A 12,616-nucleotide genomic window follows, 5' to 3' on the forward strand; every position below is an offset into this window, starting at 1 on the left:
ACGGTGCGAGCGGTGGATGGAACGACCATGATCTGGACAGCCGGCTTCCGTACCGCGGTGATCAGCCCTCACGAACAGCTCCAGTTCAGCGAACCCCGTGGCTTCGCCGACCAGACCGTTCGTCAGGTGCTGCACCTGGCCGGCGGCGGAGCAGCGGTCCGCGTACGGCTGACGAACCGCTTCGGTCACACCCCGATGACGGTCGGAGCGGCGGCGGTGGCCGTCGGTCACCGGCAGGCCGCGCTCACCTTCGGCGGCGCCGAGCGCTGCGTCATCCCCGCGGGCGAAGAGGTCGCCTCGGACCCGGTCGACCTCCCCGTCACGGCCGGCGCGGATCTGGTCCTGAGCCTCTACTTCCCCGAGAAGACCGGGCTGGTCACCCACTCCCACAAACCAGCGGAAGTCGCTCGCATCGCCGACGGCAACCGGGTCACCTCTACCGGGCTCGCCTGGACCGGGCAGGTCGAGGCCAGGTTCGCGGTCACCGGTGTCGACGTGCTCACCGCACCGGACACCACTGTCGCGGTGGCCTTCGGCGACTCCTGGTTCGAGGGGGTCGGCACCACGACCAGCGCCAACCATCGCTCTGTCGACTTTCTCAACCGGCGGCTCAAGCGCGGCTGGGTCGTCAACCAGGGCATCGCCGGGAACCGCCTGCTGCGTGACGGTGTGGGCGAACACGCGCTGGCACGCTTCGACCGGGACGTCCTCTCGATACCGGCGCTGACCCACGTCCTGGTCCACTTCGGAATCAACGACCTGGGTCTTCCCGGCATGTTGGGCGAACCTCCCGTCATCGCCGACGACCTGGTCGAGGGCTTCCGCGCTCTGGCCGACCGTGCCCACAGCGCCGGCCTGAGGATTCTCGCCGCCACCATCGGTCCGTTCGCGGGTGCCGGCCCCGAGATCAGCACGCCGCAGGGTCTCGCCGTCCGACGCGAGGTGAACGAGTGGATCCGCACGACGGGCACCTTCGACGCCGTCTTCGACGTGGCGCGTGCCGTCGCGGACCCGGACGCCCCCGACCACATCCACCCCGCACTGGACAGCGGCGACGGCATGCACCTGAACGACAAGGGCGCCGAGGCCATGGCCGCTGCCGTCAACCTGGACGACCTCGCGCTCTAGCGTCCACCGGGTCCGTCAGACTCCGAGGACGTGGGTCAGGTGCGGGTTGGTGAAGACCCGGTGCGGGTCCAGCCGGTCGCGGACGGCCTGGAAGTCCGCGAAGCGGGGGTACGCGTCGGCCAGCGAGGCGGCGTCGCGGTAGTGCAGCTTGCCCCAGTGCGGACGACCGCCCAGCTCGGCGGCCACCTTCTCGAAGGCCTGGAAGTACGGCTCGTACGGCATGCCGACGTACTGGTGCACGGCGATGTAGGCGTTGTCCCGCCCGTAGCCGTGGGAGAGCCAGATGTCGTCGGCGGCGGTGAATCGCACCTCCACCGGGAAGAGCACCTTGAACGGCAGCCCGTCCACGATCCGCCGGAGGGCGGCGAGCGCCTCGGGCAGCGCCTCGCGGGGCAGGCCGTACTCCATCTCCACGAAGCGGACCCGGCGCGGGGTGCAGAACACCCGGTCGGAGCGGCCGGTGTAGTGGCGTTCGGTGAGCGCGCGGGCGGAGACCGCGCTGATTCCCGGTGCCAGCGCGGGCACGGCCCGGCCGAGTCGGCAGGCGCCCGCGAAGACGGTGTTGGACAGGAAGTCGTCGTCCAACCAGCCGCGCCAGCGGGGCAGTGGCCGGTCGTTGGCGGGGACCCGGTTGTTGGTCTTGACCTGCACCCGGGAGGTGTAGGGGAACCAGTAGAACTCGACGTGGTCGTGCCCGCCGATCAGGGTGGGCAGGTCGCCGAGCACGTCGGCCATCTCGGCCGGGCGTTCGTGGGCGTGCAGGACGAAGGCGTCCACGCAGCGCAGGGTGACCTCGACCAGGACGCCGAGCGCGCCGAGTGACACCCGTGCGGCGGCGAGGACGTCGGGGTTCTCGTCGGCGGAGCAGCGCAGCACCTCGCCGGTGCCGGTGACCAGGGTGATCGCCTCGACGAAGGTGGACAGGCACCCGTAGTCGGCGCCGGTGCCGTGGGTGCCCGTGGAGATCGCCCCGGCGACGGTCTGGGCGTCGATGTCCCCGAGGTTGGGCAGCGCGAGGCCGTGCCGAGCGAGCAGGCCGTTGAGCGCGTGCAGAGTCATTCCGGCCGGTACGGTGACCAGTCGGTGGGCGACGTCGACGCTGACGGTGCTGTCCAGCTCGGACAGTTCCATCCGGCGGTCGTCGGCGAGCGCCACCGCGGTGAAGGAGTGGCCGCTGCCGGTGACCCGGATCCGACCGCCGTCGGCCGCGACCGATCGGACAGCTTCCGCGACCTCCGTCGGCGAGCCGGGGCGCAGGATGGCGGTGGCGCTGCCACGCTGGTTGCCGGCCCAGTTGGACCATTTGGCGGTGAGCGGTGCGGTGCCTACCATGCGCGCTCCTCATTCATGAATATGAACTGACTTCATATCAGGAACGTTCTAGCTGGTAAATACCGCAATTGCGATCCGCTCGTTGTACCGGTAGTCACGGACTCGTGACGTGGAGATATGTTCATCCGTCGAAGGGGGGTGGCGCCGAGTGTCCACACCAGCCGCCACGACCGGGCCGCTGCGCCGCGTACCGGTGCAGGGTCGAAGTGTCGCGCGGGTACAGCGCATGTTGGATGCCTGCGCCGAACTCGTCGACGAGGTGGGGTACGAGGGGCTGACCACGACCCTGCTCGCCGAACGAGCCGAAGTGGCGATCGGGTCGGTTTACCAGTTCTTTCCGGACAAACGGGCGATCGTGCAGGCGTTGACCCTGCGCACCATGGAGTCCTACCTCCAGCGCCTCGACGAGCGGTTCGCCTCCGACGAGATGACCCACTGGTGGGACGGCGTCGACGCGGGGATCGACGAGTACATCACGATGCACCGCACCGTGCCCGGCTTCCGTACCCTGCACTTCGGCGACGTGGTCGACCTGCACCTGCTCGACGAGCAGCGGGACAACAACGGCGTGATCGCCGACCAGTTGGCCCGGGTGCTCACCGAACGTTTCGGGCTCACCGACGTACCGAAGCTGCGCTTCGTCCTGGAGATCGCGGTCGAGGCGGCGGACGCCCTGATCAAGCTCGCGTTCCGGCGCAGGTCCGACGGCGACGAGCGGGTGCTGCTCGAGGCGAAGGCCCTGATCCGGGAGTACCTGCATCGCCAGGTCGACGGCCCGGACAGCGGTCGGGTCGCCGTCGAGCAACCGGTCGAGGTGGCCCAGCCCGCCTGACCCGTGTCGGCCGGCCCGGGGCGGGCGGCAGGTCAGAGGAACGCCTGCCCCTCACCCCGGTAGGTCGGGACGGTCGCCACCACCGCGTCCCCCTCGACCAGGTGCAGCTCGTTGACCCGTTCACACAGCTCACCAGCCTTGGCGTGCCGGAACCACACCCGGTCGCCGACCTGGAGGGTGGCCGCGGCCGCACCGGACAACGGGGTCTGCACCTCGCCGGCGCCCTCGCTGCCGACCAGCTTGAGCCCGGCCGGCAGCCACGGTCGGGGCAACCGGCTGTCGGCGGCCGGGCCGGAGGCGATCCAGCCGCCGCCGAGCACCGTCGCCAACTCCGGCGTCGGCCGGCGGACCACCGCGCAGGCGAAGAACGCCGCCGGGGTGGGCCGCCAGGCGCGGTACGCGTCGAACAGCGTCGGCCCGTACAGGCCCGATCCCGCGGTGACCTCGGTGACCGCGGGATCGGCGCTGGTCGCCGCCACGCTGCCGGTGCCGCCGCCGTTGACGAACTCCAGGTCGGCGTGCTCGCGTACCGCGGCCACCGCCGCACCCCGGCGGGCCAGCAACTCGCGGTACGACCCGCGCTGGGCCAGCCTGATCGCGCCCGCCAGCAGCGTCTGCCCCGGTGGCGCGTCACCCAGGCCGGCGATCTGCGCCTCGTACGACATGAGCCCGACCAGCCGGAAGCCCGGCCGCCCGGCGACGGTGGCGGCGAGCGCGGCGGCAGCCCGCGCGCTGTGCACCGGTGAGCGGCGGACGCCGACGTGCACCCGCCCGCGCATCGGCCGCCAGGAGGCGTCCAGATCCAGGCAGAGCCGCAGCTCGGCGCGCTGCCCGGGGGCGCGCACGTCGTCGATCAGGTCGAGCTGCCCGGTGCCGTCGATCATCAGGGTGATCGCGGCGGCCAGAGCCGGGTCGGCGGCCAGCTCGGCGAGTGCCGCGCGGTCCACGCTCGGGTATGCGACCAGCACGTCGTCGCTGACACCGGCACGGACCAGCCAGATCGCCTCGGGCAGGGTGAACGCCATCACTCCCCGCCAGCCGGGCCGGGCGAGCGCCCGGTTGATCAGCTCCCGGGAGCGGACCGACTTGCTCGCCAGCCGGACCGGTTTGCCGGCGGCGCGGTCGGCCAGGGCGGCCGAGTTGGCGTCGAAGGCAGTGAGATCGACCACCGCGTACGGCGGGTCGAGGTGTGCGGTCGCCCGATCCAGGCGCTCGCGAAGTTTGTCGCTTTCGATGGCCACGTATGCACGCTAACTGTCCGACGGAGAATGCGAAATACCCTCGCGTACGTCCGGGCTGCGGCCGGTAGCTCCGGCGGCCTAGGCTCAGCGAGCAGGAGAATGTCGCCCGTGGGGTGGCCCCCCACCGGGTCTAGAGTGTTCCACCGGAGGTGCCCAGCGATGGGCCGGCACGTGGAGGTACGGCCATCGAAAGCCAGAACAGCGGCGAGTCGCCCGGCGTGTCGCGCTCGGGCGAGCAGTCGGGCAACGCCGCCAAGCAGCCCAACGGCGGTCAGGTTGATCCGTCCGGTTATGCCGCGATCCGCTCCGTGCTGCGCATCCGGCCGTTCCGGCGGCTCTGGATCGTGCTCGGCGCGGCCTCCTTCGGTGACTGGCTCGGCCTGCTGGCCACCGCCCTCTTCGCCGCCTCGCAGGTGCAGGGCAGCACCGCCCAGGGCGCCGCGTTCGGCGGGGTCACCGCGATCCGGCTGCTGCCCGCGCTGGTGCTCGGCCCGGTGGCCGGCGTCTTCGCCGACCGGTTCGACCGGCGCTGGACGATGGTCATCTGTGACCTGCTGCGCTTCGTGCTCTTCGCCTCCATTCCGCTCTACGCCCTCTCCGGTGCCGCAGGCGGCCTGGTGGTCGGCTGGGCGCTGATCGCCACCTTCCTGATCGAGTCGCTCACCCTGCTCTGGATTCCGGCCAAGGAGGCCGCGGTCCCCAACCTGATCCCGCGGGCCCGGCTGGAGGCGGCCAACCAGCTCACCCTGATCACCACGTACGGCCTCACCCCGATCGCCGCCGCCGTCGGCCTGGCTGTGCTCGACCGTGGCGTTCGTGGTGCCGTCGGCGGCGACCTGCCCTCCTGGGCCGAGCCGGCACAGCTCGCGCTCTGGATCAACTCCTTCTCCCGGCTCGCCACCGCACTGGTGGTGGCGTTCGGGATCAAGGAGATCAGCGAGGCCCAGCGCGGTGAGGCCGAGCGTGCCGAGCAGAGCATGTTCCGGCAGTTCTCCGAGGGCTGGAAGTACATCGGCGAGACCCCGCTCGTCCGTGGCCTGGTGCTGGGCATCTTCGGCGCGTTCGCCGGTGGCGGCATCGTGGTTGGCACTGCCAAGTTCTTCGCCAACTCGCTGGGCGCCGGCGACGCCGCGTTCTCGCTGCTCTTCGGCGCTATCTTCTTCGGTCTGGCGCTCGGCATCGGGCTCGGCCCGATGGTCGTCAAGGAGATGTCCCGGCGCCGCTGGTTCGGCATGAGCATCGTGCTGGCCAGCGCCGCGGTGATGACCCTCGCCTTCGCCATCCACCTGTCCATGGCGATCGTCGGCGCGGTGCTGGTCGGCGCCGGCGCCGGCATGGCCTTCCTGGCCGGCACCACGCTGCTGGGCGGCGAGGTGGCCGACGAGGTGCGCGGCCGGGTCTTCGCGGTGGTGCAGATCGGCACCCGGCTGGTGCTGATCCTGGCCATCGGGTTGAGCAGCGTGCTGGTCGGCGTCGGCGGCTCCCGCAAGCTGACCATCGCCGACCTCGGCATCTCCGTGTCCTCCACCCGACTGCTGCTGCTCGCCGCCGGTGCCGCCGGCATCTTCGCCGGGATCAGCGCATTCGGCCAGATGGACGACAAGAAGGGCGTGCCGGTCCTCGCCGACCTCTGGGGATCCATCCGGGGCCGTCCGCTGATGCCGGCCGAGCCGTTCGTCTCCGCCGGGCTCTTCGTGGTCTTCGAGGGTGGCGAGGGCGCGGGCAAGTCCACCCAGCTCACCGCGCTCGCCGAGCGGCTGCGCGGCCACGGACGCGAGGTCGTGGTCACCCGCGAGCCGGGTGCGACCGGCGTCGGCCGACGGATCCGGTCTCTCGTGCTGGACACCTCCGGCGACGACGCGCCGTCACCGCGCGCCGAGGCGCTGCTCTACGCCGCCGACCGGGCGCACCACGTTGCCACCGTCGTCCGGCCCGCGCTGGTCCGGGGCGGCGTGGTGATCAGCGACCGGTACGTCGACTCGTCCCTGGCGTACCAGGGCGCGGGGCGGACACTCCCGGTCGACGAGGTGTCCTGGCTGTCCTCGTGGGCCACCGGCGGGCTCAAGCCCGACCTGGTGGTTCTGCTCGACGTCGAGCCGAAGACCGGCCTGTCCCGGGTGGCCTCACGCAACACCGGCACCGACCGGCTGGAGGCCGAGTCGGTCGCCTTCCACGAGCGGGTCCGGTACGCGTTCCTGGACCTCGCCGCCGCCGACCCGAAGCGTTATCTGGTGCTCGACGCGTCCCGGTCGGTCGAGGAGATCAACCGGCAGGTGGTCCGCCGTGTCGAGGAGATGCTCGGCAAGCCGGGCGGCATCGTGCACCCCCGGCCGGCGCAGGGCCCGGACACGTCGGTGCAGCCTGAGTTATCCGACGCGGAGCTGGTGACGATGGAGCACAAGACCTGATGCCGGACGTTTTCGCCGACCTGGTTGGCCAGGACGAGGCGGTCACCGAGCTGCGCCGGGCCGCCGCCGCGGCGGCCGCCGTGCTGCGCGCGGGTGCGGTCGACCGGGCACCGGCGCTGGTCGCCGCAGGCCCGGCCAGCGCTGCCGAGCCCGCGAGCGCGCCCGCCGGGGTGGACCCGTCCACCGGGATGACGCATGCCTGGATCTTCACCGGCCCGCCCGGCTCCGGTCGCTCGGTCGCCGCGCGGGCGTTCGCCGCCGCACTCCAGTGTGTGCACGGCACCGGCTGCGGCGAGTGCCCCGGCTGCCGCACCACGATGGGCGGCACGCACGCCGACGTCCGACTGGTGGTGCCGGAGGGGCTCTCCATCGGCGTCGGTGAGATGCGCGCGCTGGTGCTCCGCGCGGCCAGCACCCCGTCCGGCGGGCGCTGGCAGGTGGTGGTCATCGAGGACGCCGACCGGCTCACCGAGGCCGCCGGCAACGCGCTGCTCAAGGCGATCGAGGAGCCTCCGCCGCGTACGGTCTTCCTGCTCTGCGCCCCGTCCACCCACCCGGACGACATCTCGGTGACCATCCGGTCGCGCTGTCGGGTCGTACCCCTGCGGCAGCCGCCGGCCACCGCGGTGGCCGAGGTGCTGGTCCGTCGGGACGGCATCGCGCCCGACGTGGCGCAGTGGGCGGCGGCGGCCGCGCAGGGGCACGTGGGCCGGGCCCGCCGCCTGGCCCGCGACCCGGAGGCCCGCAAGCGGCGCGAGGCGGTGCTCGCGGTGCCGCGCCGGCTGACCGGTGTCGGCGCGGCGTTCGACGCGGCGTCCGCGCTGATCGAGGCGGCAGAGGCGGAGGCCGAGGCGTCGGTCACCGAATCCGACACGACCGAGCGGGCGGCGCTGGAGACCGCGCTCGGCGCGGGCGGCACCGGGCGGGGCGCGTCCGGCGCGATCCGGGGCGCCGCCGGCCAGCTCAAGGAGCTGGAGAAGCGGCAGAAGTCGCGGGCCACCCGGGCCCAGCGGGACGCCCTGGACCGGGCGCTGGTCGACCTGGCGGGCTTCTACCGGGACGCGCTCACCATGGCGCTGCGCGCGCCCGTCGCCCCGGTGCACACCGACACCGCCGCGCTGGCCGGCGCTGGCGCTCAGAAGTGGGACGCCGAGGGGTCGCTGCGGCGGTTGGAGGCCGTGCTCGCCTGCCGAGCGGCGATCGAGGCGAACGTCAAACCGCGGATCGCGGTCGAGGCGATGATGCTCGCCCTCTGGAAGGGCTGACCCGCACCCTCGGAGGCCCTGGTCCCGCTCGCCGGACTGGTCATCCACAGGCATCGACACACGCAATTGCTGTGCGGTACGGTCCGGTGTGCCGTGGTGACGGTGGCAGCACGCTGAGTGAGGGATCACCGGGAGGAGTCGGCCGATGCCGCGGGGGGAGATCGACGAAGCCTGGATCGAGGAGGCGGTGCGGCGCTACCGCCGGATCGAGTCGCTCCAGGCCGAGTTCGACCAGGCGGTGTCCACCGTCGAGGTGACCGTCCGGTCGCCGGACGGTCTGGTCGAGGTGGTGGTCACCGCTGGTGGGCGGATCACCGACGTCCGCTTCCTCGGGCCGCTGCACACCCGCAGCCCTCGGGATGTGGCCGGCTCCGTGCAGGCCGCGGTCACCGCGGCGGCCGATGCCGCCGAGTGGGCCCGGGAAAAGCTGCACAACGAGACGTTCGCCGCCTACCGACCGCTCGCGGGAGCCTGAGATGGACACACTGCGCGCGCTCTCCGCCCGGCTGGACGAGGCGAGCGCCACGCTCACCGCTGTTTCGCACACCGTCACCGCCACCGACCCGGCCCAGGCCGCGTTCGGCACCGACGCCCCGGGTCGCCCCGGCGAGATCGGTCGTGCGCTGCACCGGCAGTGGACCACCGCCACCGACGACCGGGCCCGCGAGGCCCGCGCCGCCGCCGGTCGACTGTCCGCCGCCGCCGCGGCGGTGCGGGAGGCCGCCGACCGCTATGCCGAAGTCGACCGGGCGGCCCGCCGCCGGCTCGTCGGGGAGCCCTGATGGACGCGCTGGACCGGCTCGCCGAGCCCGGCCTCGACCTGCTGCGCCGGGTGGACGCGCTGATCGCCGCGGGTGTCCCCGAGGGGCACCGGGTCTGGCCGCTGCTGCGCCGGATGCAGGTGCTGCCGGGCGACGCCGTCCGCGGCTTCCTCGACCTTCACCCCGCGCCGCTCGCCGGCGCCGGGCACGCGGTGCGCCGGCTGATCCGGGGGTACGACGACGTCTCCGCCGCGCTCACCGACGGGCTGCTCTGGTCCGGTCCGGCCGCCACCGCGTACGGGCAGCAGCGGGCGGCACTGCTGCGTCACCTCGACGAGGGGCCGGACAGCCTGGTCGGGCGACTCGAGTCCACGGCCGGCTACGCCGACGCGCTAGCCGACTGGGTGGAGGGCAGCCGTCTCGCGCTGGCCCGGACGCTGGCCGACGTGCTCCGCTCGGCCGAGGCGGTCGCCGTGGTCTCCGCCACCGCCGCCGGTGTGTCGACGCGCCCCGGGCCGATCGGGCCCGGTGTGGCCGACGCTGCCGAGATCGGCGCGCGGGTGCTGGCGGTGCTGTGCGTCGCGTACGACGGTGCGGAGACGCTGCTGCGTCAGTGGGCGCCGAGCCTCGCCGAGGCGGCGTGGCGACCGCCGGTGGACGGGCGACCCCGTTACGACCAGCCCACCCGGGTCGGCTGGTAGCCAGATCCCCCGGACGGGGCCACCGGGTCCCGGACAGGCCACGGCGTCGCTCGCGGGCGCCTGACCTGAGCCGGCCCCACGGCGACGCCGTGGTCTTCCCCCTGCACCCCCCGCAGGTATGCCTCCACTCAACGCCTCCGGGGTGCGTCTTGTCTCGTGCCCGGGCCCGGAATCAACCGTCCGGTCGAGGAGCAACGGCACGACGGGCCGCCCGGCAATAGGTCAAGTCGACGGTCGTGAATGGCAGCGGGGCGTAGTCGTCCGGCGACGGCCGACGTGCCCCTCGGCCCGGGACCGTCGTAGGGTGGGGGTATGGGCATGCTCTGCGCGGTCAGCTTCAACCGGTACGGGCGCCTCTACTACCTCGACCCGGGCGAGTTGCGCCCACAGGTGGGCGACAAGGTGCTGGTGCCCACCGACGATGGGCCCGAGGTGGCGGAGTGCGTGTGGGCCGCCCAGTGGGTCACCGAGGAGACCGACGGCTTCCCCCGCCTGGTGGGCCTGGCCGTCGACGACGACCTGCGCCGGGACGAGGCGCTGCGTCGCCGCAAGGCCGAGGCCAAGGTCGCCGCGAAACGGCTGATCCGCTCGCACGGCCTGCCGATGAAGGTGGTGGCCGTCGACCACGTGCTCGGCTCCGCCGAGGGTGGCGGCGAGCGCAGCACCGTCTACTTCACCGCGCCGCACCGGGTGGACTTCCGCTCCCTGGTCCGTGACCTCGGCGCCACCCTGCACTGTCGGGTCGAGCTGCGTCAGCTCTCCGCCCGCGACTCGGCGCGGGTGCAGGGCGGCATCGGCTCCTGCGGTCGGGACCTGTGCTGCGCCACGTTCCTCACCGACTTCGAGCCGGTGACCATCCGGATGGCGAAGGACCAGGACCTGCCGCTGAACCCGCTGCGCATCTCCGGGGCGTGCGGCCGGTTGATGTGCTGCCTGAAGTACGAACATCCGCTGTATGCCAGATTTGCCGAGTCTGCGCCGGCCATCGGCGCCCGCGTTGCCACGCCGGAAGGAGAGGGCCGTGTGGTCGGCCACAGCGTCCCGAGAGACGCGGTGACCGTCCGCCTGGACGCTGACGGCTCGCGTTCGATGTGCTCCCGCGCGGACGTCTGCGGTTCCCGCCGCGCCTACGAAAGCAGTGACCAGTTGGGCCCGGAGGGTGCGGCGCGATGATCGGGGTTCCTCCTCGCTCACGGTCGCAAATCCTTGCGATGACCGAGCGGCCAGGAGGGACAGCATTCGTCTCACCTCGCTGGTTGGCATCCGGCGATGGGCCTGAGGAACTACCTGATCGAAGGCGTCTCCGGCACCGGCAAGACCTCGGTCTGCAAAGAACTGCAGCGGCGCGGCTACGACGCCGTCAATGGTGACCGAGAACTGGCTTACCAAGGCGACCCGGAGACTGTGAGCCGCTGGACGGGCGCGGGCACGAGCACCACATCTGGCGCGTGGACGACGTAAGGGCTCTGATCGCCAACCACGACGAGCCAGCGAACCTTCTTCTGCGGGGGTTCCCGGAACTTCCCGACGTTCGTCGACTTGTTCGATGGAGTCTTCATCCTTGAAGTCGACTGGGACATCGTGAATCGGCGGCTTGACGGGCGACCGGAAGACGAGTGGGGCGGAAGACCGGCCGAACGCGAGCTCATCAGGCATTGCATCGAACCAGGGAAGGCATCCCGAAAAGCGGCACCATAATCGACGCCGCCGGGCCTCGCGCGAGCGTCGTCGACACAATCCTTCGTCAGGTAATGCTGTCTCCGGCCAAGTGAGAGCTTCCCCTATATCAGACTTTTCAGGCATCTGCTCCGGCTGTCGGCTCCCGGGTGACGACACCTGAGGGGGATAGCCGAGTGGTCGCGCACAGCGTTCCCAAGGATTCCGTGGTTGTCCGCCTGGACGCCGACGGCTCCCGGTGCTCCTGCTCGCGCGCTTCGGTTTGCGGGCCGAGGCAGGCGCACGACGAGCGATACACCGAGAGCTGATTTGAACACGCGACACGGGGCGGGGTGCGTTACCGCAACCCGCCCCGCGCCAGATCAGAGTTCCCGGTAAAAGACGGCTACTGGCAGTGCGGTGCAACCGAGCGTTTTGTAGAGAGCTCGGGCGGGCGCGTGGAATCCGTCGCCACCCGTGCCGATCGTGACTACCTCAGCCCCGAGTCCGCGCATCGCGCTGAACGCGTGTTCGCACAGCCTGGTACCCGCCCCCTGCTGGCGGTGCCTTGCGGACACGGCGAGGATCGTGATGCTGGCATTTCTCCGCAACGGCTCCACCGACCAGGCCACGTAGCCGGCGATGGTGTCGTCGAACTCAGCGACCGCGATGTATCGGTGCTGATCGGGGTCGTGCAGCTTGGCGACTTGCTGGACATAGTCCTCGCGCCAGGAACCGTGCTGGTTGGCGAAGACCAACTCGCCGACAAGAGGTCGGAAAGAGTCTTCGTAAAACGGCCCGAACGTCTCGATGGTCAATTCGGTGAGCTGGGCAAGGTCATGCTGAAGAAATGAGCGGATACGCATATCTGAGGTGCCTCTCAAGCTGAAGTGCTGAAGCCGACAAATCGGGCATCAGGCGGGTCAGCTGGCGGCCGGGAACGGCGGCGAGCCGACCCTCAGCGGCGGGTGCGCCAAGCAGCAAAGCAACTCATGGGCAGAATCCTAACGGGCACCGCAACCGCATTTGTTTGTGCAGTGCGGCGGGATGGCAGGGTTAGTAATGCTTCCCGCGAAGTGAGAGCATCCGCTCTACCAGCGCTTCCAGGAGACCGCTCCGGCAGTCGGCAGCCGGGTCTCCACACCCGAGGGCGACGGCCGGGTGGTCGGCCACAGCGTTCCCCGCGACGCGGTGACGGTCAGGCTCGACGCCGACGGCTCCCGCTGCTCCTGCTCCCGCGCCTCCGTCTGCGCCCCCCGCCAGGCCCACGACCAGCACTACACCCCCTGACC

General features: G+C 71.6%; 12 protein-coding genes and 2 pseudogenes. 11 read left to right on the forward strand and 3 right to left on the reverse strand.

What is annotated here, in order from left to right; translation table 11 throughout:
* Positions 1-27 precede the first annotated feature (27 nt).
* Positions 28-1,128 (forward strand): SGNH/GDSL hydrolase family protein, encoded by a 1,101-nt coding sequence (locus tag CLT68_RS08555; protein ID WP_099849973.1) that lies wholly within the window; start codon positions 28-30, stop codon positions 1,126-1,128.
* Positions 1,129-1,143: 15 nt separating this feature from the next.
* On the opposite strand, the gene CLT68_RS08560 is transcribed toward CLT68_RS08555, so the two are convergent.
* Positions 1,144-2,460, reverse strand: a complete 1,317-nt coding sequence (locus CLT68_RS08560; protein ID WP_099849975.1) for a D-arabinono-1,4-lactone oxidase — start codon at positions 2,458-2,460, stop codon at positions 1,144-1,146.
* A gap of 226 nt (positions 2,461-2,686) precedes the next feature.
* On the opposite strand from CLT68_RS08560, the gene CLT68_RS08565 reads away from it, so the two are divergent.
* Positions 2,687-3,292: a TetR family transcriptional regulator gene (locus CLT68_RS08565; RefSeq protein WP_099849977.1), complete on the forward strand. Its 606-nt coding sequence runs from the start codon at positions 2,687-2,689 to the stop codon at positions 3,290-3,292.
* Between the two features lie 32 nt (positions 3,293-3,324).
* Here the strand turns inward: CLT68_RS08565 and CLT68_RS08570 are convergent, their stop codons facing one another.
* A complete protein-coding gene (locus tag CLT68_RS08570; protein WP_099849979.1) occupies positions 3,325-4,533 on the reverse strand; it encodes an amino acid deaminase/aldolase in 1,209 nt (402 codons plus the stop codon).
* A 308-nt stretch (positions 4,534-4,841) separates the two neighbouring features.
* Here CLT68_RS08570 and tmk point away from each other — a divergent pair, with 308 nt between their 5' ends.
* From tmk to CLT68_RS33715, 8 genes and pseudogenes are all read left to right on the forward strand, one after another.
* The gene (gene tmk, locus CLT68_RS08575; protein ID WP_099856927.1) at positions 4,842-6,941 is read left to right on the forward strand and encodes a dTMP kinase; all 2,100 of its coding nucleotides are present in this window, start codon (positions 4,842-4,844) and stop codon (positions 6,939-6,941) included.
* Entirely contained in the window at positions 6,941-8,206 is a 1,266-nt protein-coding gene (locus CLT68_RS08580) for a DNA polymerase III subunit delta' (protein WP_099849981.1), read from the forward strand. The genes tmk and CLT68_RS08580 overlap by 1 nt, the downstream gene beginning before the upstream one ends.
* Positions 8,207-8,351: 145 nt before the next feature.
* On the forward strand, positions 8,352-8,681 hold the full coding sequence (locus CLT68_RS08585; protein ID WP_007454690.1) for a YbaB/EbfC family nucleoid-associated protein: 330 nt from the start codon (positions 8,352-8,354) through the stop codon (positions 8,679-8,681).
* A 1-nt stretch (position 8,682) separates the two neighbouring features.
* Positions 8,683-8,988 (forward strand): type VII secretion target, encoded by a 306-nt coding sequence (locus CLT68_RS08590; RefSeq protein WP_088951180.1) that lies wholly within the window; start codon positions 8,683-8,685, stop codon positions 8,986-8,988.
* The gene (locus CLT68_RS08595) at positions 8,988-9,668 is read left to right on the forward strand and encodes a hypothetical protein (protein WP_099849983.1); all 681 of its coding nucleotides are present in this window, start codon (positions 8,988-8,990) and stop codon (positions 9,666-9,668) included. Before CLT68_RS08590 ends, CLT68_RS08595 begins: the two co-directional genes overlap by 1 nt.
* 312 nt (positions 9,669-9,980) lie before the next feature.
* Positions 9,981-10,841: a PSP1 domain-containing protein gene (locus tag CLT68_RS08600; RefSeq protein ID WP_099849985.1), complete on the forward strand. Its 861-nt coding sequence runs from the start codon at positions 9,981-9,983 to the stop codon at positions 10,839-10,841.
* Between the two features lie 96 nt (positions 10,842-10,937).
* A complete protein-coding gene (locus CLT68_RS33110; protein ID WP_199177006.1) occupies positions 10,938-11,129 on the forward strand; it encodes a GTPase domain-containing protein in 192 nt (63 codons plus the stop codon).
* Between the two features lie 311 nt (positions 11,130-11,440).
* A pseudogene (locus tag CLT68_RS33715) lies at positions 11,441-11,653 on the forward strand (regulatory iron-sulfur-containing complex subunit RicT); the annotation flags it as partial.
* A gap of 54 nt (positions 11,654-11,707) precedes the next feature.
* Here CLT68_RS33715 and CLT68_RS08615 read toward each other — a convergent pair.
* Positions 11,708-12,190: a GNAT family N-acetyltransferase gene (locus CLT68_RS08615; RefSeq protein ID WP_099849987.1), complete on the reverse strand. Its 483-nt coding sequence runs from the start codon at positions 12,188-12,190 to the stop codon at positions 11,708-11,710.
* A gap of 214 nt (positions 12,191-12,404) precedes the next feature.
* On the opposite strand from CLT68_RS08615, the pseudogene CLT68_RS33720 reads away from it, so the two are divergent.
* A pseudogene (locus CLT68_RS33720) lies at positions 12,405-12,614 on the forward strand (regulatory iron-sulfur-containing complex subunit RicT); the annotation flags it as partial.
* Positions 12,615-12,616 lie beyond the last annotated feature (2 nt).

The sequence above is a fragment of the Micromonospora sp. CNZ299 genome (assembly GCF_002754415.1).

Coding starts and splice junctions, on each gene's coding strand:
- CLT68_RS08555 (WP_099849973.1), top strand. CDS start 28: ATGATCTGGACAGCCGGCTTCCGTACCGCGGTGATCAGCCCTCACGAA.
- CLT68_RS08560 (WP_099849975.1), bottom strand. CDS start 2,460: ATGGTAGGCACCGCACCGCTCACCGCCAAATGGTCCAACTGGGCCGGC.
- CLT68_RS08565 (WP_099849977.1), top strand. CDS start 2,687: ATGTTGGATGCCTGCGCCGAACTCGTCGACGAGGTGGGGTACGAGGGG.
- CLT68_RS08580 (WP_099849981.1), top strand. CDS start 6,941: ATGCCGGACGTTTTCGCCGACCTGGTTGGCCAGGACGAGGCGGTCACC.
- CLT68_RS08585 (WP_007454690.1), top strand. CDS start 8,352: ATGCCGCGGGGGGAGATCGACGAAGCCTGGATCGAGGAGGCGGTGCGG.
- CLT68_RS08590 (WP_088951180.1), top strand. CDS start 8,683: ATGGACACACTGCGCGCGCTCTCCGCCCGGCTGGACGAGGCGAGCGCC.
- CLT68_RS08595 (WP_099849983.1), top strand. CDS start 8,988: ATGGACGCGCTGGACCGGCTCGCCGAGCCCGGCCTCGACCTGCTGCGC.
- CLT68_RS08600 (WP_099849985.1), top strand. CDS start 9,981: ATGGGCATGCTCTGCGCGGTCAGCTTCAACCGGTACGGGCGCCTCTAC.
- CLT68_RS33110 (WP_199177006.1), top strand. CDS start 10,938: ATGGGCCTGAGGAACTACCTGATCGAAGGCGTCTCCGGCACCGGCAAG.
- CLT68_RS08615 (WP_099849987.1), bottom strand. CDS start 12,190: ATGCGTATCCGCTCATTTCTTCAGCATGACCTTGCCCAGCTCACCGAA.